Source organism: Pseudomonas sp. LBUM1656 (assembly GCF_059716065.1).
This window is the reverse complement of record NZ_CP166800.1, coordinates 1,128,069-1,152,917: the sequence shown is the minus strand read 5'-3', so window position 1 is coordinate 1,152,917 and position 24,849 is coordinate 1,128,069. Positions and strand designations below refer to the sequence as shown.

26 protein-coding genes are annotated in these 24,849 nt (G+C 60.0%); 12 read left to right on the top strand and 14 right to left on the bottom strand.

Going from position 1 to position 24,849, the window contains the following annotated elements:
* Positions 1 to 41: 41 nt before the first annotated feature.
* The 4 genes from ACA072_RS05010 to ACA072_RS04995 all read right to left on the bottom strand — a co-directional run bounded on the left by ACA072_RS05010 (position 42) and on the right by ACA072_RS04995 (position 2,630).
* A complete protein-coding gene (locus ACA072_RS05010) occupies positions 42 to 977 on the bottom strand; it encodes a glutathione S-transferase family protein (RefSeq protein ID WP_497623458.1) in 936 nt (311 codons plus the stop codon).
* A gap of 88 nt (positions 978 to 1,065) precedes the next feature.
* On the bottom strand, positions 1,066 to 1,383 hold the full coding sequence (locus ACA072_RS05005; protein WP_497623457.1) for a GIY-YIG nuclease family protein: 318 nt from the start codon (positions 1,381 to 1,383) through the stop codon (positions 1,066 to 1,068).
* A 40-nt stretch (positions 1,384 to 1,423) separates the two neighbouring features.
* Positions 1,424 to 1,894, bottom strand: a complete 471-nt coding sequence (locus ACA072_RS05000) for a nuclear transport factor 2 family protein (RefSeq protein ID WP_497623456.1) — start codon at positions 1,892 to 1,894, stop codon at positions 1,424 to 1,426.
* Between the two features lie 103 nt (positions 1,895 to 1,997).
* The gene (locus ACA072_RS04995) at positions 1,998 to 2,630 is read right to left on the bottom strand and encodes a response regulator (RefSeq protein ID WP_497623455.1); all 633 of its coding nucleotides are present in this window, start codon (positions 2,628 to 2,630) and stop codon (positions 1,998 to 2,000) included.
* A gap of 353 nt (positions 2,631 to 2,983) precedes the next feature.
* On the opposite strand from ACA072_RS04995, the gene ACA072_RS04990 reads away from it, so the two are divergent.
* The 7 genes from ACA072_RS04990 (at position 2,984) to ACA072_RS04960 (ending at position 10,223) form a co-directional block, all read left to right on the top strand.
* Complete coding sequence (locus ACA072_RS04990) at positions 2,984 to 3,613, top strand: DUF1120 domain-containing protein (protein WP_497623454.1); 630 nt, start codon at positions 2,984 to 2,986, stop codon at positions 3,611 to 3,613.
* Between the two features lie 66 nt (positions 3,614 to 3,679).
* Positions 3,680 to 4,300, top strand: coding sequence for a DUF1120 domain-containing protein (locus ACA072_RS04985; protein ID WP_497623453.1), 621 nt, complete (start codon positions 3,680 to 3,682; stop codon positions 4,298 to 4,300).
* 52 nt (positions 4,301 to 4,352) lie between these two features.
* A complete protein-coding gene (locus tag ACA072_RS04980; RefSeq protein WP_497623452.1) occupies positions 4,353 to 5,069 on the top strand; it encodes a fimbria/pilus chaperone family protein in 717 nt (238 codons plus the stop codon).
* Positions 5,070 to 5,186: 117 nt separating this feature from the next.
* Complete coding sequence (locus ACA072_RS04975) at positions 5,187 to 7,643, top strand: fimbria/pilus outer membrane usher protein (protein ID WP_497623451.1); 2,457 nt, start codon at positions 5,187 to 5,189, stop codon at positions 7,641 to 7,643.
* Between the two features lie 10 nt (positions 7,644 to 7,653).
* On the top strand, positions 7,654 to 8,796 hold the full coding sequence (locus ACA072_RS04970; RefSeq protein WP_497623450.1) for a DUF1120 domain-containing protein: 1,143 nt from the start codon (positions 7,654 to 7,656) through the stop codon (positions 8,794 to 8,796).
* Between the two features lie 81 nt (positions 8,797 to 8,877).
* On the top strand, positions 8,878 to 9,498 hold the full coding sequence (locus tag ACA072_RS04965; protein ID WP_497623449.1) for a DUF1120 domain-containing protein: 621 nt from the start codon (positions 8,878 to 8,880) through the stop codon (positions 9,496 to 9,498).
* A 74-nt stretch (positions 9,499 to 9,572) separates the two neighbouring features.
* On the top strand, positions 9,573 to 10,223 hold the full coding sequence (locus ACA072_RS04960) for a DUF1120 domain-containing protein (RefSeq protein ID WP_497623448.1): 651 nt from the start codon (positions 9,573 to 9,575) through the stop codon (positions 10,221 to 10,223).
* Here the strand turns inward: ACA072_RS04960 and ACA072_RS04955 are convergent, their stop codons facing one another.
* The 6 genes from ACA072_RS04955 to ACA072_RS04930 all read right to left on the bottom strand — a co-directional run bounded on the left by ACA072_RS04955 (position 10,224) and on the right by ACA072_RS04930 (position 16,609).
* Positions 10,224 to 11,528 (bottom strand): CynX/NimT family MFS transporter, encoded by a 1,305-nt coding sequence (locus tag ACA072_RS04955; RefSeq protein ID WP_497623447.1) that lies wholly within the window; start codon positions 11,526 to 11,528, stop codon positions 10,224 to 10,226.
* Complete coding sequence (locus ACA072_RS04950) at positions 11,518 to 12,177, bottom strand: FadR/GntR family transcriptional regulator (protein ID WP_497623445.1); 660 nt, start codon at positions 12,175 to 12,177, stop codon at positions 11,518 to 11,520. Before ACA072_RS04950 ends, ACA072_RS04955 begins: the two co-directional genes overlap by 11 nt.
* Before the next feature lie 255 nt (positions 12,178 to 12,432).
* Positions 12,433 to 13,197, bottom strand: a complete 765-nt coding sequence (locus tag ACA072_RS04945) for an amino acid ABC transporter ATP-binding protein (RefSeq protein ID WP_461953338.1) — start codon at positions 13,195 to 13,197, stop codon at positions 12,433 to 12,435.
* 28 nt (positions 13,198 to 13,225) lie between these two features.
* Positions 13,226 to 14,323, bottom strand: coding sequence for an amino acid ABC transporter permease (locus ACA072_RS04940; protein ID WP_497623444.1), 1,098 nt, complete (start codon positions 14,321 to 14,323; stop codon positions 13,226 to 13,228).
* 10 nt (positions 14,324 to 14,333) lie between these two features.
* Positions 14,334 to 15,515: an amino acid ABC transporter permease gene (locus ACA072_RS04935; RefSeq protein WP_497623442.1), complete on the bottom strand. Its 1,182-nt coding sequence runs from the start codon at positions 15,513 to 15,515 to the stop codon at positions 14,334 to 14,336.
* 65 nt (positions 15,516 to 15,580) lie between these two features.
* On the bottom strand, positions 15,581 to 16,609 hold the full coding sequence (locus ACA072_RS04930) for an amino acid ABC transporter substrate-binding protein (RefSeq protein WP_497623440.1): 1,029 nt from the start codon (positions 16,607 to 16,609) through the stop codon (positions 15,581 to 15,583).
* A gap of 469 nt (positions 16,610 to 17,078) precedes the next feature.
* Here ACA072_RS04930 and ACA072_RS04925 point away from each other — a divergent pair, with 469 nt between their 5' ends.
* From ACA072_RS04925 to ACA072_RS04905, 5 genes are all read left to right on the top strand, one after another.
* The gene (locus ACA072_RS04925; RefSeq protein WP_497623439.1) at positions 17,079 to 17,735 is read left to right on the top strand and encodes an alpha/beta hydrolase; all 657 of its coding nucleotides are present in this window, start codon (positions 17,079 to 17,081) and stop codon (positions 17,733 to 17,735) included.
* An 85-nt stretch (positions 17,736 to 17,820) separates the two neighbouring features.
* Positions 17,821 to 19,308, top strand: coding sequence for an ATP-dependent RNA helicase RhlB (gene rhlB, locus ACA072_RS04920; RefSeq protein WP_497623438.1), 1,488 nt, complete (start codon positions 17,821 to 17,823; stop codon positions 19,306 to 19,308).
* Between the two features lie 126 nt (positions 19,309 to 19,434).
* Complete coding sequence (locus ACA072_RS04915) at positions 19,435 to 20,382, top strand: ornithine cyclodeaminase family protein (RefSeq protein ID WP_497623437.1); 948 nt, start codon at positions 19,435 to 19,437, stop codon at positions 20,380 to 20,382.
* 146 nt (positions 20,383 to 20,528) lie between these two features.
* Entirely contained in the window at positions 20,529 to 21,656 is a 1,128-nt protein-coding gene (locus ACA072_RS04910; protein ID WP_497623436.1) for an NAD(P)/FAD-dependent oxidoreductase, read from the top strand.
* A 90-nt stretch (positions 21,657 to 21,746) separates the two neighbouring features.
* Positions 21,747 to 22,388 carry a helix-turn-helix transcriptional regulator gene (locus tag ACA072_RS04905; protein WP_497623435.1) on the top strand — a complete coding sequence of 214 codons (642 nt, stop codon included), beginning with the start codon at positions 21,747 to 21,749 and terminating at the stop codon, positions 22,386 to 22,388.
* A 114-nt stretch (positions 22,389 to 22,502) separates the two neighbouring features.
* Here ACA072_RS04905 and ACA072_RS04900 read toward each other — a convergent pair whose 3' ends face one another.
* The 4 genes from ACA072_RS04900 to moaC all read right to left on the bottom strand — a co-directional run bounded on the left by ACA072_RS04900 (position 22,503) and on the right by moaC (position 24,781).
* The gene (locus tag ACA072_RS04900; protein ID WP_497623434.1) at positions 22,503 to 23,279 is read right to left on the bottom strand and encodes an ABC transporter substrate-binding protein; all 777 of its coding nucleotides are present in this window, start codon (positions 23,277 to 23,279) and stop codon (positions 22,503 to 22,505) included.
* Positions 23,280 to 23,613: 334 nt separating this feature from the next.
* Positions 23,614 to 24,066 carry a molybdopterin synthase catalytic subunit MoaE gene (moaE, locus tag ACA072_RS04895; RefSeq protein WP_497623433.1) on the bottom strand — a complete coding sequence of 151 codons (453 nt, stop codon included), beginning with the start codon at positions 24,064 to 24,066 and terminating at the stop codon, positions 23,614 to 23,616.
* Positions 24,067 to 24,068: 2 nt separating this feature from the next.
* A complete protein-coding gene (moaD, locus tag ACA072_RS04890; RefSeq protein WP_497623432.1) occupies positions 24,069 to 24,311 on the bottom strand; it encodes a molybdopterin converting factor subunit 1 in 243 nt (80 codons plus the stop codon).
* Positions 24,308 to 24,781, bottom strand: coding sequence for a cyclic pyranopterin monophosphate synthase MoaC (gene moaC, locus ACA072_RS04885; protein ID WP_497623431.1), 474 nt, complete (start codon positions 24,779 to 24,781; stop codon positions 24,308 to 24,310). The genes moaD and moaC overlap by 4 nt, the downstream gene beginning before the upstream one ends.
* Positions 24,782 to 24,849: the final 68 nt, after the last annotated feature.

The following is a 24,849-nucleotide window of genomic DNA, read 5'->3' as shown; positions in this document are numbered from 1 at the left end:
CCCAACGGGGGCAAGCCCCCTCGCCACAGGGTGTGTGTTGATCAGTGTTTTTCGATGCGAAATCCAAATCGCGGAAAGTGCACATGCACCACGCCGCCACGCTCGTCTTCTCGACGCAGAATCAATTCTTCCCTGCCCGCAAACAGCAACTCCCCGGCCACCGGGTCAACCCCGTAATCGGTCGCTGCGATCAGCACCTGCTGACCCGCCTCAAAACCATTCGGTTCATCAAACTGCTCATCCGGCAGCGCGGCCGGTGAGGCGTTGCGCGCCACCGCCAACGCTTCCTCGGAGGTCATCTCGCTGGACGCGCCGTGACCGAAGCCCATCACCCGCCCTAACCACGCAGAAACCGCTGGATAAGCATCGACCAACGGTGCCGTCACCGGCGTCGCCTTGAGGAACCAAAGGCAGTGAGCCAACGCAAAATCGGCAATCGACGGCTCGCCAAACAGAAAATCACCCTGCTCGCGCTGAAGCTGCTGCTCAAGGCGCCCCATGATCGTCGGCCATTGATGCCGTGCTTGCTCGGCCGACAACTTCGCAGCACTGCCGCCAGTGAACAACCCGGCACGATCAGCCAGGAATGCCTTGATCGCTTCCGGCGGAAAATTGCCGAAACGCACCGCTATCGATTCCGGCTGAAACACCAGGCTGACCACATGCTGGAACACCACCGAATCCGCCCAGGCGGCGAAGCTCGCGGCGATCATTTCCTGACCTTCCGGGAAGAACGCCGGCAAGGCTTTTTCCTGCTCCAGACGACGGGCGATCAGCGCGGTATCGCAATAAATATCAGCACCAATCTGCAACACCGGGGTCTTGCGATAACCGCCCGTCAGGGCCGTCAAATCAGGCTTTGGCATCACCGGCGAGATCTTCACCGAGCGCCAGGACAGCCCCTTGAAGCCCAGCAACAGGCGGGCCTTTTCGGCGAAAAGGGACGTCGGGTAATGATGCAGAATCAACTCGGACATGCTCGGCTCCGGCGCACGGATAAGGAATTCGCAGCTTAGCGCGCAATCCGGGGGCAGCCTACAGATCTGCCTGATGGGCACTTATCAGTCAGGTTGATAAGCCCGCAGCAAAAGTAGCTACCAGGCATTCCTTGGCGCTTTTCCTGAGTTTTTTGATCAGCCGTTCCTGACGCAGTGCTTCGCTTTTGTCGCGGCAGACTTCGGTATAGACCAAGGCCACGGCGGGACTGGAGAGAAAGAAGCGCGCGCCTTTGCCGTTCTGGTGAGTGGCGAAGCGGCGGACGGGATCGTCGCTGATCCCGCAGTACAGCGAACCATTGGCCGCGCGAACGAGGTAGACGAACCACGGCTTGTTGACCGGTGCCGGTTCGGCGGCAATGACGGGAGATTCGCTCGGGGTGTTCACGTGACGATCAAGGCTTGAAAGGAAACAAGCCGCGATCTTATCAGCGACTGGCCTGGAATGCCTTCAACCCCTTCAAGGCTTGCGCGCGAACGGCACTTTTCACTGCTGGCGACCAGCCAAGCAGCAGCCCTTTGAAACCCAGCGCCTGCCGCGACCAGGCCCACATATCGAAGCTGTCATGGTGCTCGCAAATCTTGCCGTCTCGAAACACGAACTGCGCCTGGATATCGTTGACCACCGTGTTGCCGGTCTGGCTGAACAGGTAAGTTGCGACCCAATGCGCGCCTCCCGTGCGTTCTTCGGCTCGAACGTTATCGAAGGTCAGGGAAAAATCCTTCGCCCGAGTCGTGAGCATGCGCCACATGTCGCCGGCATCACGGCCGCGCAGTTCGCCGAACGCCGGATCGCTGAACAGCACATCGTCGGTATAGCAGGCACTCATGGCCTCGGCATCCAGCCGCTGGAAGGCTTGGTAGAACTGGGTGATCAATGCGCGGTTGGCATCACTCATGGACAGGCTCCGAAGTTTTTACAGAATTGCTTGCACGATAGTCTGCAAATGCACGGAACACTATTGGCATTCGCGGCAGGAATACCCCGAGGTGCGCCAAGATCTAATGCACCATGCCGTTGTCACGGGCATACGCAAAGAGATCCACATCCGTGGAAATGCCCAGCCTCTGCATGGCCATGCTTTTTTGTTTGCTGATCGTCGAAACGCTGCGTTTGAAGTAGCTGGCGATTTCACTGACGGTCATGCCGCTGGCGAGCATTCTCACCACTTCATGTTCTTTGGCCGACAGCGAAGGGGAACACGACTGAGCGGCGGTGTCTGCCTGAGCCAGCGCCGTGCGCAAGGACTCGCTGATGAAGCGCCGGCCTTCGCGCACCGACTTGATCGCCAGGGGAAGTTCCGTCGCCGAAGCATCCTTGGCGACGATCGCCATCACGCCATGAGCGAATGCCACTCTCAGCGTCGCAACGTTGGCAAACATCGTGACCAGAATAATCGGCGTCGAAGCGTAGTGACGTCGAACCGTGCTCAGCAGCTTCAGTCCATCGGCCTGTTGGTTGCCCGGCATGGAAAAGTCCGTGATCAACAGATCGCAAGGCGTGGTTGAGAGAAGGCTCAACAGGCTGTCCGGACCATCAGCCTCCCCCACGACCACACACGTGCGGCTTAAATCGATGAGCATCCGCAACCCGATGCGGACGACAGGATGATCGTCAGCAATAATTACGCGCATTGTCGGATTTATCCTGTTTGGTGACTGGAATACGCGAAAAATAACGCCGTCCTATTCCGACCACAACGTCCAATCTCGACCGCATAATCACTTCCCCCAACGTATCCGGGACTCTGTCCTTTCTCTGATAAAACAAAAGGAACCGCCCTACGTTTTAAAGCTACGCAGCTCACACAAAAAGACTACAGACAACACGTCGAAAAATGAGATCTGTAGCCCGCCATGAATTTTCATACACCCGGCCCTCCTTTTTCGTATTAGTTGCATTCCGCCCGGCTACCCCGACCGATAGATTGCGCCCTGCCTGCACAGGGCGAACTCCAAACAATCTTTCATCAAGGAAGAGCCGACACATGAACAAATCTTTATCCCTCCTGACGTCTGCGTTTCTGCTCACCGGCGCATCGTCCGTTTTTGCCGCCTCCAGCACGGACCTGACCGTTAAGGGGCTGATCACGCCGAACGCATGCACGCCAGTACTGGCCGGGGGCGGCATCGCCGACCACGGCAAGTTTTCCGTACAAGACCTCCATCCCGACAAAACCACTTACTTGCCTGAAATAATCATGCAAATGACAGTGAACTGCGATGCGGCTACGCCGTTTGCCATATCCCCGATTGATAACCGTGCAGGCACAGGCACTGCGGGTAATTACTTTGGCCTGGGGCTGATCAACACCAACGAAAAGCTGGGCCACTTTCGCGTTATTCCGCGCAATGTGATGGCGGATGCCTCCCACGCTCAAGCCATTCTCTCCACTGATGGCGGCGAGACCTGGCTCAAGGAAGGGTCTACAGCATTCTGGGGGGTCAACAACATCTGGAGTGTCGGCGCCCTGGGTGCCGTCATTGCGCCAATCGCGATGAAGGAGTTGAGCCTTGATCTCTATGTGCGTACCGGCATCGCCCCAGCCGACAGCCTGACCCTGACCGACGAAGTCACCCTCGACGGCTCCGCAACCCTGCAGATCAAGTACCTGTAACCCTCCGTCAGCAATGCGCAACGCCCGGCACGCGGCGATGCCCGCTCACTCAAAGGACGACCCATCATGGAAAGATGCTCCCTCGCTCTATTGATTCCCCTGCTGCTCATCGGTGCGCCCGCAGCCTTCGCCGCCAGCAGCACCGAACTGAGCGTCACCGGTCTGATCACACCGAGCGCCTGCACACCCAGCCTGTCCGGCGGCGGCATCGTCGACCACGGCAAAGTCACGGTGAAAGACCTGAAACCAGACCAACCTACGGCCCTGGAAAACGGCACGCTGTATCTTGAGGTGAATTGCGATGCCGCCACGCCGTTTACCCTGACCACGATCGATAACCGCGAAGGCTCTTCAGCCTTCCACCCCAACAGTCACGGGCTGGGCGTCATCAACGACGACCAGAACCTGGGCAGTGTTGCATTCGGCCTGTTCGATACGGTGGCCGATGGGGCGGCGGTGAAAACCATCATTACCCTCAACGACGGTGCCTCCTGGCGAGTGTCCTCCTACCTGGGGCACGCCGGCCAGACCGCATTCGCGGCGTTGAGCGACCTGAGTACACCAATAGCCATCAAGGATTTGCGCGCGCGGCTCACGGCGTTTACCACCATCGTTCGCGCGAACGAACTGACGCTGACCGACGAAATCCCCATCGACGGGCATGTCACCGTGCAGCTGAACTATTGATAGGTCGGTTATCCCGGCTGCAAATTTTTTTGAACATTCAACGAGACACGTCATGACGATGTTTACCAAAGTCACCCGTCATCTGTTCCATTCCGGCATCGGCGCATTCGCCCTGCTGCTGACCGCGCAAGTTCAGGCCGACGGCATGGTGCCGAACACTTCTGTGGTCATCGTCAACGAGGCCGACGGCGAAGCGTCCGTGTCGGTGACCAACACCGATGCCAACCTGGCGTTGATGCACGTCACCCTCGAAGACATTGCCGAGGACAGCGAATCGCTGGTGTTTGTGACGCCACCGCTGGCACGCGTCGAAGCGGGCAAAACCCAATTGGTGCGCTTCATTCTGCAATCGGATAAACCCCTGCTCACTCAACGTTTGAAGCGGGTGATCTTCGAAGGCATTCCCCAGGGCAAAGCGGCCGCCGAGGCGGGTCAGGCACGGGTCGGTGTGACGGTGCGCCAAAACTTGCCGGTGATCCTGCACCCCAAGGGACTGGCGCCCAACCGCACGCCGTGGACCGATCTGCAATGGTCGCTGAAGGACGGTCAACTGACCGTGCGCAACGACACGCCTTACGTAGTCCGTCTGGGCCAGGAAGTGCAATTGCTGCCGGCGGCAGGCAACGCGATACTGCCAAAAACCTATGTGCTGCCCGGAGAACACATCAGCATCAAGGTGCCCGAAGGCGCCGCCACGCAGGTGCGTTTTCAACCGGCGACGGTCTACGGTTTTGCGGTGCCGCATTACGAGGCGCCCATCCAGTCCTGAACCACCCTGACAGCGTCCTCAAGGAACGATGAGCACCCATGTTTCAAGGCGACGGCCGCTTGGCCGTTGCCACAGGCGTGCCTGTAACCGCACGCCGCAATAACCCAAGTGAACCCGATGACCACAGTATCGATTTACCGTGATGGCGAAGCCGTGCCCGTTATTCGGGCCAGCGCTCGCTCTCATCCATGGCGGCGGCGAACCACGGTGACGTTGCTGCTGAGCAACGCGCTGATGATCCACGATGCCCACGGCGAGGCGTCGTTCGACAGGGACACGCTGCAGCAGCGAGGCATCGATCCGGCGCTGGCGACGTTGCTGATGCAGGCACCGCAGTTCACGGCCGGCCGGCACCCGGTCACGCTTTCCGTCAACGGCCAGCGCCAGGGGCGGGTCGACGCCACGTTCGATCGCGAAGGGGCGTTGTGCTTCGATCGCGCGCTGCTCGATGCGGCGAACTTGCAGGTGCCCACGCTTACCCTGGACGATGGCCAGTGCCACGATTTTCTTGGCGTCGCGCCGCAGACTGTCATCGAACCGGACCCTGCGAGCCTTACCCTGTCGTTGATCGTGCCCACCGATGCGATACGCTCCGTTACCCGGGATTTTTCTGGCTATCAAACCGGTGGTATTGCCGGTTTGCTCAACTACGACGTCACCGGTTTGCACAGCCGTTCAGGGGACAGTTCGAGCCGCTACGCCTCGGCCAACACCGAACTCGGCTTCAATGCCGGTGACTGGATCGTGCGCAGCCGTCAGGTCCAGACCTGGCAGGACGACATTTCCCGTACCACGCACATTGCGGCCTACGCCCAGCGCACCTTCGCCAGCCAGGAAGCGGTGCTGCAAGCAGGTCAGATCAACCTTTACAACCCGGTGCTTGCCGGTGCGCAGATCACCGGCGTACAGGTGCTCAATGAGCAAGCACTGCAGGTCGAAGGGCAAAGCGCGGTCATTGAAGGGATCGCCAACAGTCAGGCACAGATCGAGGTCCGCCAGAACGGTTCGCTGATCCATTCCACGGTGGTGCCTGCCGGCCCGTTCGTGCTCACCAACGTGCGGCGGCTCAACCAACGCTCCGACGTGGAAGTCACGATCAAGGAAGACGATGGCAGCGAGCGCCGTTTTACCGTGCCCGCCGCAATGTTGGGGGTCAGTTTGCCTGCGCCCGGTTATTCGCTGGGCGCCGGTCAGGTGCGCAGTGTCGGGGATGCGCAGGGAGCCGATCCCTGGGTCATCAGCGGCGGCTGGAGCGGTGCGCTCACCCCGCAAGTGTTGCTCAGCGCCGGCCTGACCGGCGCCGCCGACTATCGCGCGGCGGGCGCCGGCGTCGGTCTGTTGCCCTCGCCCGCCACCCAGGTGCAAGCCACGCTGACCGGCGCGGACGCCAGCGGCAGTCAAGTCAGTCAGGGGCTTCAGGCGGACCTGAGCATCTCGCTCCGGTTGAGCGAGCAGTGGGCACTCAATGCCGGCAGTTCCTACCGAACCCTGGGCTACCGGGAACTGGAAGAGGCGGTGTTCGACACCACTTCCGACAACAGCCAATCACGTTATCGCGATCAGCAAAGTGCGGCCCTGTCGTGGTCGCATCCATGGCTCGGCGCCTTCAGCAGCGGCTTCAGCCGATCCAGTTCGTTTGATGGCCAAAGCAGCAGCCGCGCCCTCGCCTCCTGGGGCACCAGCATCGGTGGTGTGTCGGTCTCGGCGACCGCCGAATGGCAGGTCAGTGGCGCGAGCCGCAACGATGACAGCGTCTACCTGAACCTCAGCATTCCGTTGGGCGAGAACCGCCGGGCGCGCACCTGGGTGCGCAGTTCCGCCGGCGAATACCGCAGCGGCGTCGGCTTGAGTGAGCAGGTCAACGATCAACTGGGTTACCGGGTCGGCGCCGAACACGACACGCGCGACAAACAGGTGCAGTCCACGGCCGGCGTTTCGCTGCTGCCGCGCTACACCCAGCTTGATCTCAACTACACCCGCGCCGACGCCGAACGCTCCAGCTATCAGGCCAGCGCCCGGGGCGGCGCCGTGTTCCACGGTGGTGGCGTGACGCTGTCGCCCTACCCGGTGAGCGACACCTTTGCGCTGTTGTCGGTGGGCGACATGGGCTCCATCAAAGTGTCGACGCCCAGCGGTCCGGTGTGGACCGACTGGCAAGGTCAGGCGGTGATCCCGCAAGTGACGGCTTACGGCAACAGCCCGGTGGAAGTCGACACCAAAACCCTGCCGCGCAACGCCGACATTCAAAACGGGCTGGCGGTGATTTCGGCCGGTCGCGGTGCCGTCGACACCGTTGAATTCGGTATCACGATGACCCGCCGAGTCTTGCTCAAGACCACCACCGCCAACGGCGCGCCCCTGCCGCGCGGTGCCGCCGTGAACAACGCGGATGGCGAGTTTGTGACTCTGGTGCAGGACGGCGGCCTTGTGTTTTTGCCCAACGTTCTCGACCGCCGCGCGCTGTGGATTACCGCACCGGGGCTGGAGCGCTGCGAACTGCACTTCGAACTGCCCGCCGACGCGGACACCCACGCGTATTACGAGACCGCCCCCGCCAAGTGCCGAGCCCTCTGAGGATGACTTCATGAACCTGTCCCGCTATTTCCTCCTGACCTTCGTGCCGCTGGCACTGAGCAGTTTGACTCCACTGGCCTCGGCGTCCACCGACGACTGCCAGTTCAACCTGAGCCAGCCGGTGCTCGATTATGGGCTGATGAACCGGGCGATCCGCCCCGACTCGGCATTGGAAAGAAACCTCGGTGAACGCCCTCTCAGCCTGACCTTGAGTTGTTCGCAGCCGATCGACATGAGCCTGTTCTACCGGGCCATGGCCGCGACCACCGAACGCTTTCACTTTGCCGAACGCGGCAGCTATCAGGTGCGTATTCGAGATGCTGTGCTTGACGGCCAGTCGGTGGAGATCGGACTGATTGCCGGGATCGGTCAGCCGCCGGCAGAAACGGCCTCGAACCTGATCTGGCGACCGGAACACGGGGTCATTCCGATGCGGGCTGGCGTGCCGGCACAGGGTCGCAGTTTCTCGGCGCAACTTGAGCTGAACGCCTGGGTTCAAGAGCAAGGGATGCAGGTGCGTGACGCGGTGACTTGGGAAGCCTACGGGGTGTTCGACGCCATCGCCGCCGGACGCACCCGCGAGGCAACCTTGCGCGCCCGTTTCGCTCCGGCAGCCTGCGAGCCGGTGCTGTCCAACGGCGGCGTGGTCGACTTCGGCACTCTTTCAAAGAAAGACCTGAACGCAGACAAGGACACACCCCTGCCGCCCAAATCGTTGACGCTGATGGTCGGCTGCGACGCGCCGACTGCTTTAGCCTTGATCATGCATGACAACCGCTCAGGCTCAGCCACGCTCGACGACGAGAATCACTACGGCCTGGGCAAGGACAGCCGCGGCAACAAGATTGGCCAGTACTCACTGAATGTGGACCCTGCCGGCGCCAATGCCGACGGCTTCGCCCGCCTCTATCGAACCGACTCCTCCACCGCAGGCACAGCCTGGAGCACCGGCAGCGCCAACCCGATCCCCATCAGCCAGACCCGTTACCTGGCGTTCACCGACAGTGCCGGCAGCAGTACCGGCCCGGTACTGATCCAGAACCTCAGCACCATGGTGACCGTCGATGCCGTTATCGCCCCCACCAACAGCCTCGACCTCAGCAGCGCCATCGAGCTCGATGGCGCGGGGACGATCGAGATTATTTACCTGTAACACCCAACCCGATCCTGCCGGATCCGGAGCGCACTGAGCGTTTCCGGGCAGTCAGGACACAACCGTAGAAGTGAGTAAACAATGATTAAAAAGTACTTTGCAGCACTCTCCGCCACTGCGCTGATTGGCGTTGCGCCTGATGCATTGGCGGCTTCGAGCATTGACCTGACTGTCACAGGCCTCATTACGCCGAAAGCGTGTACACCTTCGCTGTCCGACGGAGGAATGGTCGACGTCGGCAAAGTGCAGGTAAAAGACCTTCATCCAACACAGCACACAACAGTAGGCAGGCAACCGATGCAATTGACCGTTGCGTGTGATGCGTCAACTCTATTCGCACTAAACGGTATAGATAATAAAGCCGGAACATCATCGTCCAACTCTTATTTCGGACTGGGCTTGACCCGCAATAACGAAAAAATAGGTTACTTCACGCCATTGATCCAAAGCGCTCTTGCGGACGGACAGCCTGTGCACTCGATCAGATCAATTGATAACGGGGCGAGTTGGACGCGCATCTATCAGATCCTCAAGGACAACCTCACATCGACAAGCGCTGTCGGCACCCTCATTCCAATCTCCGTAAAAGATCTCACTATGGAATTGATGGTTCAAACCGTGATTGCCCGCGCCGACAGCCTCACCTTAACCGACGATGTCCCGTTCGACGGTTCAGCAACCTTTGAAATGAAGTACCTGTAAGCCGTGCACCTTGCCCGAGGTCATGCTTCGGGCAAGGACTGATTCCGCTGACGACACAAAGCGAAAACTTTCCCATGAAAAAGACTCCACACGCTCTGGCGATGGCGTTCATCGTCCTGACGTCGACGCCCACGTTCGCCACCTCGTCGACGGATCTGACCGTCACAGGCCTTATCACCCCACTCGCCTGCACACCGATGCTGTCCAACAACGGCGTCGTCGACTACGGAAAAATTTCCCGGCAGGACCTCAACGTCGACAAGCGCACGCGGCTGCGCGACCAGACGCTCAACCTCAGCATTCAGTGCAATGCACCCGCGCGTTTTGCCCTGCGGATGCGCGACAACCGCGACGGCTCGGCCATCGTCAACAGCGAGATTTACTACGGCCTGAACCACGACCACAGCCACAATAAAATCGGCTTGTATTCGCTCAACTTCGATCCGGCCAGCACCGTGGTGGACGACCTGACGCGGGTCTATCGAACCGACTCCACCACGGGCGGCAAAGCCTGGAGTTCGTCGAACAGCCAGGCCATTCCGATTGGCGCCAAAAGCTATCTCGGCTTCACCGACAGTGCGGGCAGCAACGCCGGCCCGATTGCCATCCGCACACTGACCAGCCGGGTGACGGTCGAGACGGTCATCGCACCCACCTCCGAGCTGGACCTGAGCGCCGAGGTGCAACTCGACGGTTCGGCGACGCTGGACGTTGTTTACCTGTAGTCAGACCTTTTCGCTGACCACCTGCACGTACAACGAACGTCCAGCGCCGAGGCCGGCGATGATGGCGGCGAGGCCGATCACGCCGAAGATCCAGCCCACGGCGCTCCAGCCACCGGTCCAGTCATGCACGATGCCGACCGCGAATGGCCCCATCGACGCCAGCGTGTAACCGAAGCCTTGGGCCATGCTCGACAGGTTGGCCGCGACATGGGCATCGCGCGAGCGCAGCACGATCAGGGTCAACGCCAGGCTGAACGCACCGCCCTGCCCCAGGCCGAGCAGGATCGCCCAGCCCCATAAGCCTTCGATCGGTGCGTAGAGGCAGCCGAACAAGCCTCCAAGGGTCAGCAACATGACCACGACGATCGCCAGCCGCTGATCCTTGCCGCGCGTCGCCAGCCACGGCGCCGCCAGCGAACTGGCCAACTGCACGATCACCGAACCCGAGAGCACCAGGCCGGCCTGGGTCGGGGTCAGGCCGCGGCCGATCAGGATCGACGGCAACCAGCCAAAGACGATGTACGCCAGGGAGGATTGCAGGCCCATGTACAACGTCACTTGCCAGGCCAACGGGTCACGCAACAGGCCGCGCACCCGATACGCGACGTTATGTGCGCCGTGTTTCTGGCCAACTTGCGGCAACCAGAAAATCGCCGCGACCAGCGCCGGCACCACCCAGAAACCGAGCCCCAGGGCCCAGCTCTTGTCGAAATGCTCGCTCAACGGCACGGTCGCACCCGCCGCCATCGCTGCGCCCAGACACAAGGCCATCGTGTAGACGCCGGTCATGGTCCCGGCCTGTTTCGGGAAATCACGCTTGACGATACCCGGCAACAAAACGCCGATCACACCGATGCTCGCACCGGCCAGCACACTGCCGGCAAACAGACCGACCTCACCGAACGAACTGCGCAGGATGATCCCGCCGGCCAGCATCAGCAAAATCCCCAACACCACGCGCTCGGCGCCAAAACGTCGCGCCAGCAGGGGCGCCAGCGGAGCAAACAAACCGAGGCACAGCACCGGCAATGTTGTCAGCAATCCAGCCTGGGCCGCCGACAAGCCGAGGGTCTTTGAAACTTCGCTGAGCATCGGCGCCATGCTCGACAGCGCCGGGCGCAGGTTCAGCGCCACAAGGATCAAACCCAGCAGCAACAGCCACGGACGACCCAGGATCGGGTGCCGTTGCTGGACCTCTTCGTCATCTGCCTCGGCATCGATCAGCAACTCTTCGAGTTCTGCCGTGCGCTTGGGTTGAGTGATGTTGTTACTGCTCGACATGGAATTCTCGGTTTCAAGGTTCATTGATCAACTGCCTCGACAGGGCTTTGGCCCGTTCCGGGTCGCGTTGCTCGACGGCATCAAGCAGTTCGATATGCAGGTCGAACACCTCTTGGCGTCGGGGGGTGATGTTCAGGGTCTGGCGCAAGTGCGCGCCGACGATGCTGGAGAAATAGCGATACAACTCGCTGAGGGTCGGGTTGTGCGCGGCGTCCACCAGACGGCGGTGAAACACCAGATCGCAGGCGATGTAGCTGTCGAGATCGCCGTGGTAGTGACTGCCGCTGACGCCCAATGCTTCACGCAATGCCACCAGGTCCTCATCCGTTCTGCGCAGGGCAGCAAGGCCAATGGCCTCGACTTCAAGGATGTGCCGGGTTTCCCGAGCCTGTTCGTGGGAGCAGCGTGATAACGCTTTCATGGTGTCCAGCGGATCGATCACCGCCCGCAAGTAACTGCCGTCGCCCTGACGGATTTCGATCAACCCGGAAAACGCCAATACGCGCATGGCTTCACGCACGGTATTGCGGCTGATGCCCAGCTCGGCGGACAGCTCGGGTTCGGTGGGCAAGCGTTGGCCGACAACCCAGATGCCTGCATTAATGCGCTGGCGGAGCTGGTCCAGCGCCTGGTCAACCAAAGATCGCTTAACTAGTGGAGAAATGTCTGACATGAAATTCGCCCTTTCATCCAATCATAGGATGAATTTTCTGACATGTTAGTCAGCTTCGCCGGACAAGGCAACGGAGTCACCGCAAACCTGTAGGAGCCGGCTTGCTGGCGATAACGGTTTCACATTCAACACTGATGACGACTGATTCACCGCTATCACCAGCAAGCTGACTCCACCGAGCAGCAGGTGGAGCATTTCATCAGACAAAAATAAACCCGGAACTCAGTCCGGGTTTATTTCAACGCCTGCAATGGATCAATGCAGAATCTGGCTCAGGAACAGCTTCGTCCGCTCATTCTGCGGATTATCGAAGAAGTCGTTCGGCGCAGCCTGCTCGACGATTTCACCCTTGTCCATGAAGATCACGCGGTTGGCCACGGTGCGGGCAAAGCCCATTTCGTGGGTCACGCAGAGCATGGTCATGCCGTCTTCGGCCAGGCCGATCATGGTGTCCAGAACCTCTTTCACCATTTCCGGGTCGAGTGCCGAAGTCGGTTCGTCGAACAACATGATTTTCGGTTTCATGCACAAGGCACGGGCAATCGCCACACGCTGTTGTTGACCGCCGGACAGTTGCCCCGGGAATTTATGCGCCTGCTCCGGAATGCGGACGCGCTCCAGGTAATGCATGGCGATTTCTTCGGCCTGGCGCTTGGGCATCTTGCGCACCCACATCGGCGCCAGGGTGCAGTTCTGCAGGATGGTCAGGTGCGGGAACAGGTTGAAGTGCTGGAACACCATGCCGACTTCACGGCGGACCGATTCGATCTGCTTGAGGTCATTGGTCAACTCCACGCCATCGACCACGATGCGACCCTGCTGGTGTTCTTCCAGACGGTTGAGGCAACGAATGGTCGTCGACTTGCCGGAACCCGACGGGCCGCACAGGACGATTCGCTCGCCCTGCTTGACGTTCAGGTTGATGTCTTTCAGTACGTGGAACTGGCCGTACCACTTGTTCACGCCCTGCATCTGAATAATGCCTTCGGGGCTCACTGTCTTTTTGATTGCTTCGCTCATTACAGAACTTCCCAAATTAGGTAGCGACTTAGCGCTTGTGCCCAGTGTCGAGCTTGCGTTCCAGATGCATGGAATAGCGCGACATACCAAAACAGAAAATCCAGAACACCAGGGCCGCGAACACATAGCCTTCAGTGGCCATGCCCAACCATTTCGGGTCGGCGGCGGCTTGTTTGACGCTGTTGAGCAGGTCGAACAGGCCGATGATGATCACCAGGCTGGTGTCCTTGAACAGCGCAATGAAGGTGTTGACGATGCCAGGGATCACCAGCTTCAGGGCTTGCGGCAGAATCACCAGGCCCATGCTGCGCCAGTAACCGAGGCCCATCGCTGCGGCCGCTTCGTACTGACCTTTGGGAATCGCTTGCAGACCGCCACGCACCACTTCGGCGACGTAGGCCGACTGGAACAGGATCACGCCGATCAGCGCCCGCAGGAGTTTGTCGAAGTTCATGCCTTCAGGCAGGAACAACGGCAGCATCACCGAGGACATGAACAGCACCGTGATCAACGGCACGCCGCGCCAGAATTCGATGAAGGTCACGCAGACCACGCGAATCGCCGGCATGTTCGAACGACGGCCCAGCGCCAGCACGATCCCCAGCGGCAATGCACCGGCAATACCGACGGTGGCGATCACCAGGGTCAGCATCAGGCCGCCCCATTGGCTGGTCGCCACTTGGGTCAGACCGAAAACGCCGCCATGCAACAGGCACCAGGCAATGATCGGGTACAGCACCAGGAAGCTCAGGCCATACACGGCTTTATGGTGGAAGCGCGAGATGAACAACGGAGCCACGCCGATGACCGCCAGCCAAACGGTCAGGTCCACGCGCCAGCGAAGTTCCGGCGGGTAGTAGCCGTACATGAACTGGCCGAAGCGCTGCTGGATGAACACCCAGCAGGCGCCTTCCTTGGTGCAGTCGGCCTGGGAGGTGCCGACCCAGTTGGCGTCCAGGATGGCCCACTGCAGGATCGGCGGAACCACCAGATAGATGAGGTAGAACGCGAACAGGGTCAGCAGGGTGTTGAGCCAGCTGGAGAACATGTTCGCGCGCATCCATGCGACCACACCGATGCTGCTGCTCGGTGGAGGCATGTCAGGTTTGAATGTATGAGTACTCATGCGCTTTTCCTTACCGCTCGATCAGCGCAATGCGCTTGTTGTACCAGTTCATCAGCAGGGAAATGCTGATACTGATCGCCAGGTACACGCTCATGGTGATGGCAATCACCTCGATCGCCTGCCCGGTCTGGTTCAGCACCGTACCGGCAAACAGCGACACCATCTCCGGATAACCGATACCGGCCGCCAGCGAGGAGTTCTTCGCCAGGTTCAGGTATTGGCTGGTCAGCGGTGGAATGATCACGCGCAGGGCTTGCGGGATGATCACCTTGCGCAGGGTCGGACCGTTGCGCAGGCCCAGCGAGTGCGCCGCTTCGGTCTGGCCGTGGCTGACCGACTTGATGCCCGAACGCACGATCTCGGCGATAAACGCCGCGGTGTACACGGTGAGGGCCAGGGTCAGCGCCAGCAGTTCCGGGATCAGCACCCAGCCACCAACGAAGTTGAAGCCTTGCAGCTTCGGCATTTCCCAGTGCACCGGTGTGCCGAAGATCAGTGCGCACAGCGCCGGGATCACCAGGAACAGCGTCAGGCCGACCCAGAATTTATGGAATGGTACGCCGGTCGCCTCGAAGCGTTTGTTCGCCCAGCGGCTCATCAGCACGATGGCGACGATGGCCACGACGATGCTGACCACAAAGGGCCAGAAACCGTCCGCGGTCAACGCGGCCGGCATGTTCAGGCCACGACTGCTGACGAAGAAGGTGTCGCCGAAGTTATGGCTGTTGCGTGGCCCTGGCATGGTCAGGAACACCGCAAAGTACCAGAACAGGATTTGCAGCAGCGGCGGAATGTTGCGGAAGACTTCCACATAAACAGTCGCCAGCTTGGCAATGATCCAGTTCTTCGACAGCCGTGACACACCGACGATGAACCCGAGGATCGTCGCCAGGATCACGCCGATGAAGGTCACCAGCAGCGTGTTGAGCAAGCCGATGACAAACACCCGGGCATAGCTGTCCGATTCGGTGTAGTCGATCAGGTGTTGAGCGATGCCGAAACCGGCACTGCGCTCCAGAAAGCTGAAACCGGAGGTAATGCCCCGGTGTTGAAGGTTGGTCTGCGTGTTGTCGAACAGGTACCAGCCCATCGAGACCACCGCCACAATGGTGATGATCTGAAATAGCCACGCACGCACTTTGGGATCGCTGAGGCTGAGCCTCTGCTTTGGTGCGCCGATTGAATTTTGCATGAAGTGCCCCGGATGTAATGGAACAGAACATCACCCGGCAGTTGGCCTACCGGGTGATAGAACCATCAGCGCACTGGTGGTGCGTATTGAATGCCGCCAGCGTTCCACAGAGCGTTCAGCCCGCGGTCGATGGCCAGTGGAGTGCCCTTGCCGAGGTTTTTCTCGAACACTTCACCGTAGTTACCCACTTGCTTGACGATCTGCACGACCCAGTCTTTCTTCACTTTCAGGTCTTTGCCGTATTCACCGTCAGCACCCAGCAGACGAGCAACGTCCGGGTTCTTGGTGGCTTTGGCTTCAGCTTCAACGTTCTTCTGGGTGATACCCATTTCTTCAGCGTTGAGCATGGCGAACAGGGTCCACTTCACGATGCTGAACCACTCTTCGTCGCCTTTACGCACGACCGGGCCCAGAGGCTCCTTGGAGATGGTTTCCGGCAGAACGACGTAGTCGGTCGGCGTCGCCAGCTTGCTGCGTTGTGCGTAGAGCTGGGATTTGTCGGAGGTCAGCACGTCGCAACGACCGGATTCCAGCGACTTGGCGCTTTCATCGGAGGTGTCGAAAGTGATCGGGGTGTATTTCAGACCGTTGCCACGGAAGTAGTCGGAAACGTTCAACTCGGTGGTGGTACCGGCTTGAATGCAGATGGTCGCGCCGTCGAGCTCTTTAGCGCTTTTCACGCCCAGCTTGTTGTTCACCAGGAAGCCGATACCGTCGTAGTAAGTCACGCCGGCAAACACCAGGCCCATGCCCGAATCGCGGGAGCTGGTCCAGGTGGTGTTACGCGACAGCACGTCGATTTCGCCGGACTGCAGCGCGGTGAAGCGCTCCTTGGCGTTCAACTGGCTGAACTTGACCTTGGTCGCGTCGCCGAATACGGCAGCGGCCACAGCGCGGCAGACGTCAGCATCGATACCGATGATCTTGCCAGTGGAGTCCGGAACCGAGAAACCCGGCAGACCGTCACTGACGCCGCATTGTACGAAGCCTTTCTTCTGCACTGCATCCAGGGTTGCACCCGCCTGAGCGAACCCGCTGACACCGAGTACTGCGGCTGCAGTCACGATAGCCAGGGTGGATTTCAACATCTTCATTCAAACCTCCAGTTTTGCTCTTGTTGTGTCGGAGCTTGAGTCCTGTCGCACCCTTATGAGGCGTAGTCGACCCGTGTTGGCTTTTTTTGGGGTCAACCGACGTAGGACCTGCGCTATGAGTCTAGTAGGAGAAAATCCACATCATGGACCACTCACTTCTCACCAATCGGCCGAACGGGCTGTAGCCCTTTCATGTTCGCGAAGCCCGTAGCGGCCACTGGCGAACATCCATCACCGGATTTTTTTGCTATCCCACCAACCACAATGGCCTGATAGTGTTACCGACAGGCGTGGGATTTTCAGTACAGGCTTTCCCATAGCAAAGCCCGTACCAGACCGCTCGCCGAAGCCGTTCGGCGACAGGTCAATAGCAAAACTTGTAGCCTTGCGACATCTTCTTAACGGATCAACCAGACGCGCAACCACCTCTCGCACTCAATGAGAGCGCACGCACACAATTGGAGCAGCCATGACCGAGCCCTTGATTCTTCAACCCGTGAAGCCCGCAGACGCCTGCGTTATATGGCTGCACGGCCTGGGCGCTGACCGCTACGACTTCCTGCCGGTGGCCGAAGCCTTGCAGGAAAGCCTGCTGACCACCCGCTTCGTTCTCCCGCAGGCACCGACCCGCGCCGTCACCATCAACGGCGGATACGAGATGCCGAGCTGGTACGACATATTGGCCATGAGCCCGGCGCGCGCGATCAGCCGTGAGCAGCTGGAAGCGTCGGCGCAACGGGTGTCTGATTTGATCGAAGAACAGAAGGCCAGCGGAATAGACGCCTCGCGGATTTTCCTGGCAGGTTTTTCACAAGGTGGTGCCGTGGTATTGCACACCGCTTTCCTGAAATGGCAGGGGCCGTTGGGTGGCGTACTTGCCCTCTCTACTTATGCACCGACGTTCAGCGATGAGCTGGAGCTTTCGGCCAGCCAGCAACGCATTCCTGTGCTGTCTTTGCATGGCCAGTACGATGACGTCGTTCAAAACGCCATGGGTCGCACCGCTTACGAGTTTTTGAAGCAGCATGGTGTCACCGTGACATGGCAGGAATACCCAATGGGCCACGAAGTGTTACCCGAGGAAATTCGCGACATCGGCGTCTGGCTGACCGAGCGTTTACGCTAATAACTACCCATTGATCCATCCCACTACGCCGCGCCCGATTCTTGCATTACACTGGCCGGCGTATATTCCTTAACCAATTGATGAGATGACCGTGCTCAAAGCACTCAAGAAAATGTTCGGTAAAAGCGAGACTGAGCAGCTCGCGCCAGTTGCCAGCGCTCCGTCTCACATCCCCAGCCACCGCACCGACGGTAATCAGCCTGGCCGGACCGCAACCGTAGCGGCACCGAAACAAACGCCTGCGACCACACCGGCCGCCCAACCTGTCGAGATTATCGCCGCCGAGCCACCGCGCAGCGAAACGCCGAAACCGGCAAAACCGCGCCGCGAACCGAAGCCGAAAGCGCCGGTCATTCCCTGGAAACTCGAAGACTTCGCCGTCGAACCCCAGGAAGGCAAAACCCGTTTCCACGATTTCAAACTCGCCCCGGAACTGATGCACGCCATCCAGGACCTGGGCTTCCCGTATTGCACACCGATCCAGGCGCAAGTGCTGGGCTTCACCCTCGCGGGCAAAGACGCCATCGGTCGCGCCCAGACCGGCACCGGCAAAACCGCTGCGTTCCTGATTTCGATCATCACCCAGCTGCTGGAAACCCCGCCGCCCAAGGAACGCTACATGGGTGAACCGCGGGCACTGATCATCGCGCCGACCCGCGAGCTGGTGGTGCAGATCGCCAAGGATGCAGCCGACCTGACCAAGTACACCGGCCTCAACGTCATGACGTTTGTCGGCGGCATGGACTTCGACAAGCAGCTCAAGCACCTCGAAGCCCGTCACTGCGACATCCTCGTGGCCACCCCGGGACGCCTGCTCGACTTCAACCAGCGCGGCGACGTGCACCTGGACATGGTTGAAGTCATGGTGCTGGACGAAGCCGACCGGATGCTCGACATGGGTTTTATCCCGCAAGTGCGTCAGATCATTCGCCAGACGCCGCCGAAGAACGAACGTCAGACGCTGCTGTTCTCCGCCACCTTCACCGAAGACGTGATGAACCTCGCCAAGCAATGGACCACCGACCCGTCGATCGTCGAGATCGAGTCGCAGAACGTGGCCAGCGAAAACGTCGAGCAACACATCTACGCCGTTGCCGGAGCCGACAAATACAAACTGCTCTACAACCTGGTCAACGACAACGGTTGGGAGCGGGTGATGGTGTTCGCCAACCGCAAGGATGAAGTGCGGCGCATCGAAGAACGCCTGGTGCGTGACGGCGTCAACGCCGCGCAACTGTCCGGCGATGTGCCGCAGCACAAGCGCATCAAGACCCTGGAAGGTTTCCGCGAAGGCAAGATCCGTGTGCTGGTCGCCACCGATGTGGCCGGTCGCGGCATCCACATCGACGGCATCAGCCACGTGATCAACTTCACCCTGCCGGAAGTCCCGGACGATTACGTGCACCGTATCGGTCGTACCGGTCGTGCCGGCGCAGATGGCGTGTCCATCAGTTTTGCCGGTGAAGATGACTCCTACCAGCTACCGTCTATCGAGGCGTTGCTGGGTCGCAAAATCAGCTGTGAGACACCGCCGACGCATCTATTGCGGGCGGTTGAGCGTAAGCGCCCGTAACTCGGGCCTTACTGAAAAAGGCGCAGCCGGAAACGGACTGCGCTTTTTTTTCGTTCCGATATTGCCCAAGACAACTAAAAGTCCATAATGGACAAATTAGTTTACTTTCAGCATCCGGAGCCGACCATGACCAGTACGCCTTACGTGATCACCCAACCCCAGGCCCGGGAGCTGCTGGCACAGGTCGACGTGCCGCAGATCCTGCGCAAGCTGTTCCGTGACCTGGCTGCCGGGCAAGCAGTGCAACCGGCGCAACAGCTGGTGGAATTCCCTCAAGGCGCTGGCGACTTCATCAACTACCTGGGCGTGCTGGCTGAGGATGGCGTCTATGGGGTCAAGACTTCGCCTTACATCGTGCGTGAGCAAGGTCCGCTGGTGACGGCCTGGACGTTGTTGATGTCGATGCAGACGGGCCAACCGTTGCTGCTTTGCGACGCCGGCGAACTGACTACCGCTCGCACGGCCGCGACCACCGCCGTCGCCGTCGATGCCCTCGCCCCTTTGAAGGCGCAGCGCCTGGCGATTTTCGGCAGCGGCAAGGTCGCTCAGGCACACCTGCATTACGTTAAAGGACTGCGTGACTGGCAGAGCATCAGCCTCTATTCGCCGAGCCTGAGCGATAAAAATCCTGAAACGCTGGCACGGCTCAAAAGCCTCGATCCACGCCTGACCATCGCCGACAGTCGCGAAACAGCGATCCGGGACGTCGACGTGATCATGCTCTGCACTTCGTCCGCCGGCCCGGTGATCGACCCGTCAAGCTTGAGCAAACCGGCGCTGATCACCTCGATCAGCACCAACGCCCCGCGTGCCCACGAAGTGCCGCCGCAGAGTCTCAATGACATGCAGGTGTTCTGCGACTATCGTCAGACCACCCCGGGATCGGCGGGCGAAATGCTGATTGCAGGCGAACAACATGGCTGGGACAAGCGCGCGATCGTTGGCGACCTGCCCGATCTGCTCAGCGGCAAGGTGCAGCGTCCTGACTACAACCGCCATGTGTTCTTCCGTTCCATCGGCCTGGGCCTGGAAGACATTGCGCTGGCCAATGCCATCTACCGCTTACAACAATAACACCACGATCCCCTGTGGGAGCGGGCTTGCCCGCGATGCAGGCGCCGCGCTCTGTCAGGCACACCGCGGTGATGCCATCGCGGGCAAGCCCGGCTCCCACAGGGTTTATCTATAACCATGGCATTTGCGCTCGACAGGAGACGTTCATGAGCCAGGCAGATTTCATCATCATCGGCGGCGGGATTGCCGGCGCTTCCACCGGTTTCTGGCTCTCGCAGCACGCCCGGGTGATTGTGCTCGAACGCGAGTCCCATCCGGCTTATCACTCCACCGGACGCTCCGCCGCCCTGTATACCGCAGCCTATGGCACACCGCAGGTGCGCGCACTGACCCAGGCCAGCCGCGACTTCTTCGACGCCCCACCCAGCGGTTTCTGCGAACACCCGCTGCTGACCCCGCGCGGCGAGATGACCGTGGACTTCACCGGCGACCCGGCTGAGCTGAACAATCAATACCTGAGTGCCAAGGCCACGGTGTCGGAGATGCAATTGCTCAGTGCCGACGAAGCCTGCGCGCGCCTGCCGATCCTGCGCCGGGAAAAAGTCCATGGTGCGATCTACGACCCGACCGCCAGCGACATCGACACCGACGCGCTGCATCAGGGTTACCTGCGCGGCATCCGGCGCAACAAAGGCGAAGTCCACACCGACAGCGAAGTGCTGGGCCTGACCCGCGATGCCGAAGGGCAGTGGCAGGTTCAAACCAACAGTCAGACCTTCAGCGCGCCGATCATCATCAACGCGGCAGGCGCCTGGGCCGACAAGATCGGCGAACTGGCCGGCGCCAAGCCGCTGGGCCTGCAACCGAAGCGTCGTGCGGCTTTCATTTTCGCCGGCCCCGAGGGCGTGGACATCCACCATTGGCCGATGCTGGTCAGTCTTGATGAATCCTTCTATATGAAACCCGATGCGGGGATGTTCCTAGGCTCGCCGGCCAACGCCGACCCGGTGGAGCCCCATGACGTGCAGCCGGAAGAACTGGACATCGCGATGGGCATCTACCAGATCGAAGAAGCCACCACCCTGACCATCCGCCGTCCGACCCGCACTTGGGCCGGCCTGCGAAGCTTCGTCAGCGATGGAGATTTGATCAGCGGCTTCGATCCGCAAGTGCCGGGGCTGTTTTGGGTGGCAGCCCAAGGCGGTTACGGCATCCAGACATCACCCGCCATGGGCCAGGCCGGCGCTGCGCTGGTGCGCGGTGAAGCCTTGCCGGATCAGCTCAGCCGTTTCGGTCTGGACGCCGAGATGCTCTCCCCTGCTCGCCTGGGCTGATTGTCGTCCTCAGGTGACGTGTCGACACGATTGCGGCAAACTTCCAGCGCCCTTTTTGCAGGGCGCTGATGCTGCCTGGAGCTCCACTGTATGAACGCACCTGAAAACGACCCGGCTGTGGATAACACCTCTCTGGACAACTACCGTGCGATCGCCGACGCCATCGCAACGCTGTTCTTCCCTCACGCCGAAGTGGTGCTGCATGACCTGCGCACGCAGAAGGTCGATTACATCGCCAACAACTTGTCCAAGCGCGAAATCGGTGACGATTCGGCACTGGAGGACATGCTCAGCGACGATGTCAGCGAACGAAACATCGGGCCTTACGAAAAGCTCAATTGGGATGGCCAGAAGATTCGCAGCCTGAGCAGCGTGTTGCGTGACAGCGAAGGTCATCCGCTGGCGGTGCTGTGCATCAACCTGAATATTTCGCTGTTCGAAAACGCGAAGGCGGCACTGGATCTGTTCCTGTCGCCGAGCAAGCTGATCCCGCAGCCGGACTCACTGTTTCGTGATGACTGGCAGGAGCGGATCAATACGTTTCTGCACGCCTGGCTGCGCGAACGTCAGCTGAGCCTGAACCTGCTGACGCGCGACCACAAACGCGAGCTGGTGTTGGCGTTGCACGCTGAAGGGGCTTTCAAGGGGAAAAGTGCTTCGAACTATGTGGCCAATGTGCTGAACATGGGACGGGCGACTGTTTACAAGCATTTGAAGGAATTGAAGGGCTAGGCCCAAAGATGTGTATTGGCTGATTCGGCCTCTTCGCGAGCAAGCCCGCTCCCACATTTTGCCCTGTGTTCGCAGGACTAATGTGGGAGCGGGCTTGCTCGCGAAGACGGTTGATCAGTCGCCGTAGATATCGGACTTGAAATACTTCTCGGAAATCTTCTGGTATTCGCCACTCGCGCGAATGCCATCAATGGCCGTGTTTAGCTCGGCCACCAACTCGCTGTTGCCCTTGCGCACCGCAATCCCGGCACCCTCGCCCACGTATTTCGGATCCTTCAACTCCGGCCCGACAAACGCATAGCCCTTGCCACGGGGCATCGCCAGGAAGTCACTCAGCGGAATGGTGTCGGCAAAGACGGCGTCGAGGCGACCGGCGGCCAGGTCCATGTAGATTTCTTCGTTGTTGCCGTAGCGCTTGACGTTGATGCCTTTCGGCTCAAAAACGTCAGTGGCATAACGGTCAGTGGTGGTTGCGCGCTGCACGCCCACAGTCTTGCCTTTGAGGCTGGCGTATTGGTCATCCACGGCCGCGCCTTCCTTCATCACCAGGCGCGATGAGGTGAAGTAATACTTGTGGGTGAAGTCGACCGACTTCTTGCGGTCTTCGTTGATGGTCATGGACGACAGCGCCATGTCGATTTTCTTCACTTTCAGGGAAGGAATCAGACCGTCGAATTCGCCTTCGACCCACACACACTTGACCTTCATCTGCGCGCACAAGGCATTGCCGATGTCGTAGTCGAAACCGACGATCTCGCCTTTGTCGGTTTTGGATGCGAACGGCGGATAAGCGGCTTCGATGCCGATGCGCAGGGTTTTGTCAGCGGCGAACAGAGAGCTGCACGCCAACAGGCTCAGCGCCAGACCGGTGATGAGGGGGAATTTCTTCATGTTCGTTCTCTCGCGGGTTGTTGTTGGTTTGGCAAGACAGATGAAGAGCAGAAACGGGAGAAACCTTTTTTGTACTTATAATTCCATACTGGACTTTTATGTACAAACCGTCAATTGGGGGAAATGGAGAAGTGCCGGCCGGTGGTCGGGCGGTGGGTCATTGGGATTTTGGGTGTTGCTGATGGCCTCTTCGCGGGCAAGTCGAACCGTCGCACCGCACGCTCCCACAGGTACTACGTTGTTCACATAATCTGTGTACGACACAAAACCTGTGGGAGCGGCGGTGCGACGATTCGACTTGCCCGCGAAGGCTTACTTGTAGACACCACAGGAATCACTGCTTCCAGCGATCCGCCGCCGCATGATCACTGTCACGTCCCTCAACCCAGCGCGCCCCGTCACGGGTGTTTTCCTTCTTCCAGAACGGCGCACGGGTTTTCAGGTAGTCCATGACAAAGGCGCAGGCATCGAACGCCGCCTGGCGGTGGGCGCTGGCGGCGCCGACGAAGACGATCGGCTCGCCCGGCTCAAGAGCGCCGATACGATGCAGCACTTCAAGCTTCAACAGCGGCCAGCGCTGCTCGGCCTCAAGGGCGATTTTGCCGAGGGCTTTTTCGGTCATGCCCGGATAGTGCTCGAGAAACATCCCGGCCACATCGAGCCCGTCATTGAAGTCGCGCACGTAGCCGACAAAGCTTACCACCGCGCCAACACCGACATTGGCGGCGTGCATCGCATTGACTTCAGCGCCCGGATCGAAGGCCGTGGACTGCACGCGAATCGCCATGATCAGCCCCCGGTCACGGTCGGAAAGAATGCCACTTCATCACCGTCAGTCACCGGCTCGTCGAGTTGGCAAAGGTCCTCGTTGCGTGCACACATCAGGTTCTGCTCGCTCAACACCTCGGCACCGTCACGCTGAGCCAGCAGCGCACGCACATCGTCGACCGTGGCGAAATCGCCTTCAACCTTGACCGAGTCCACGCCAATCGCTTCTCGGTAACGGGCAAAAAACTTCACGGTGAGGTTCATGGCTGATCTGCCTGAAAATGGCCGCTTTTGCCGCCGAGTTTTTCCAGCAACCGAACGCTTTCGATGGTCATGCCACGGTCCACGGCCTTGCACATGTCGTAGATGGTCAGCGCGGCAACACTGGCGGCCGTCAGCGCTTCCATCTCGACGCCGGTCTGTCCGGACAGCTTGCAGCGCGCGACGATGCGCACGGTGTCGTCGCCTTCGGCACTGAGTTCGACCTTGACGCCGGTGAGCATCAGCGGATGGCACAGAGGAATCAGATCGCTGGTTTTCTTCGCCGCCTGAATGCCGGCGATGCGCGCCACGGCAAACACATCACCCTTGGGGTGACCGCCACTGACGATCATTTGCAGGGTTTCGGGCAGCATGCGCACCAGCGCTTGAGCTGTCGCCTCACGGAACGTCACGTCTTTTTCGGTGACGTCGACCATGTGGGCGCGACCTTGGGAATCGAGATGAGTCAGCACAGGGTTACTCCTGATCAGGAGCGTCGATTGTAAACCTGTGGGTCAATTTTCCGCACGTTTGATTATGT